Source organism: Mesorhizobium sp. M0159, assembly GCF_040322295.1.
In the GTDB taxonomy this organism is placed as follows: Bacteria; Pseudomonadota; Alphaproteobacteria; order Rhizobiales; family Rhizobiaceae; genus Mesorhizobium.
In genome coordinates this window covers 1-2,259 of record NZ_JAMYTF010000123.1, presented here as the reverse complement: position 1 = coordinate 2,259, position 2,259 = coordinate 1, and the positions used below count along the sequence as shown (strand labels likewise).

1 protein-coding gene is annotated in these 2,259 nt (G+C 55.7%); it reads right to left on the bottom strand.

Annotated elements, in window-relative coordinates:
* Positions 1–450 precede the first annotated feature (450 nt).
* Entirely contained in the window at positions 451–1,635 is a 1,185-nt protein-coding gene (locus NKJ32_RS35275) for a glycosyltransferase family 9 protein (RefSeq protein WP_352571661.1), read from the bottom strand.
* Positions 1,636–2,259: the final 624 nt, after the last annotated feature.

Genomic DNA, 2,259 nt, shown 5'->3' with positions numbered 1-2,259 from the left:
CGCCCTGGATCATCCGTCATGAAGATATCGAGCAACTCGATATCCAGCACCATTCCGGCAGGAGCGGACACAGTCCATTATCACAATCACAGGATCAGCAGATCCAGCTTTTTCAATAACATAGCGAGGTGTGCATTATGTCGTGGGATCGGTCTGCCCGGTGATGACGAGGTTTTCATGCGCCTTCAGCCAGGCGCCTTGGGCCAGCTGTCGCTTGGCACTTAATTGGGGTCTCCCTCACTTTGTGTGGTTCATCTGCTGTTAGTGGCGCTGTCGCTATGGACGGGCATGCGAACGAAAACGAAATGGTCGCCCGGCCCAGGGGGTGACATCGCCACTGCGGTCCTTCGACCAAGTCGATTCAATTCTGAATTTCGGCCTTTAGATGTTTGTAGCGATTGAATCAGCGACCAAGATCCGGGCAATCGCGGTTATGGTGACCGCGAGCCACTAAGCTTGTGCCGTACCCTTACAATGATTCATCAAGGCGTTTACCTCGGCAATCACGAGATCCGGCGTGATGTCGAACTTGCATCGGACTTTGACCGGACAATGCCGCACTTGGTCCAGACCACACCCGCGACATTCAATAACACTCATAAGCATGCTGACCAGGGGACCTCGAAACCCCCAAATCTCCGGTAGATGTGACGCCGTGAAAATGCCGATAGTAGGGCGGCCAAGCTGGGCAGCGACATGCCCGGTGCCTGAATTGTTCGAAACGACGAGCGCGGCCGAATTCACGAGATAATTGAATTCCAATTCCGACAAGTCGACAGCCGTCCGAATGTTCGCGGCTCCACGATCCCGAGCTATGTTCGCAACCTCCTCAAGCGCTTCCAGGCATTCGCCACGGGCAACGAGGACCACCTCACCACGGGTCGAAAGAGCAGCAACAACTTTGCCAAAACTTTCAATCGGCCAATCTCGCAGGCTGGAATTGGAGAACGGAGCCACGACAATCGGGGCATTGCCTGTAGTCGAATTCTGTGGGTGACCCGCTCCGCTTTCGAAATAGGCAGCTGCCTTTGCGACCAGAAAGAGGAGGATTTCTGACACATGCTGGAGACGCACCTGCTTGCGGTCAATGAACCAATCAAGCCATCTACGAGGGATTTTGTTAGCAAGCCCTATTTTTTGGACCAGCTTGTAGAGGATGGTTCTGCGCAGTTTCAGATTGAATGGCGCTATCGCAATATCGATCTGATGCATGCTGTACGGATCAACTATCGCCGCACGGTGCCTGGCGGGGACTTCAAGCAAGATGGGCCTTGTTTCTTCCGGAACACGCATATCAATGGCAAGATCAAACTCGCCGGTCAGCAGCGGCCTTATGTCGGCGGCTTTTTTGCGCGTTTTGACTTTTGGGTTGCGAGGAAAAAAGTCAAAAGCAATGTGATCGTCGGCGAGGTCGAACTGTTTTGCAGTAGCGATGTTCCAGCTTCCCACCACCAGCGTAATGTGGGCATGCGCAAAACGCTGACGAAGGTCCTTTAGGGGCCCTAGAGACATCCAAAAGTCGCCGACATGATCAAGCTTGAGGACCAAAATTCTCATCCTTGCGCTTGACTGTTCCGGCTCTTCCCAGCTGCGGTATATAATTTGATTGCGGTCGTGCTTTGTAAAATATGCCATTGCCATTCCGAAGATTATACGGTCAACACTGATAGCCCAGTGACGCGTGTGTAGGGTTGGAGTGCTCCCCACTTGTCCGCGTCTCCGCAAGAATTCTGCCATCAGATCCAAGCCGCGCTCCAGCAGGAGCTGTCGGGCGAAGTCTGCATCTCTAGCGGTGGTAGCGCGCCAAGAAGCCAGCTATGTCCCGACCCGCAATGTGAAGGGCTTCGTCACGGTCTTGCATGCAGTGAGTTCGAGAAACGCCGAGTAGACGGCGATCGCCAAGCCGCCGTCCCCAGATCTCGAGCATAACGGCAGTGGCCTCGCTCTTTGGTCGATGCTGATCCTGAATGAGACCGTCGCCGCCGGCGACGACATCGCCGGCCGGATTGACCGTCTCCGGCACGCCCTGTCGCTGTGGTCCCGCATCATGGTGGTTAACAAAGGACCCGCCGCAGGCGCTTTTTTCTGCGCGTCCGGGTCGTCCAACATGAAGTGGACGAAGCAACCCTGTGATGAAGTCGAGGGCCCGCCCGGCGGGGGGGGGGGGGCGGGGGGGGGGGGCCCCAGAATTTGGACGCGCTGGGGTGACGGCTCGCGATAACGCGGATGGGCGGGTGTGGGTGTGTTTTAACAAAACGA

What these genes read in the sequence shown, in the direction of transcription:
- NKJ32_RS35275 (WP_352571661.1), bottom strand. Translation starts at nt 1,635, where the DNA reads ATGGCATATTTTACAAAGCACGACCGCAATCAAATTATATACCGCAGC.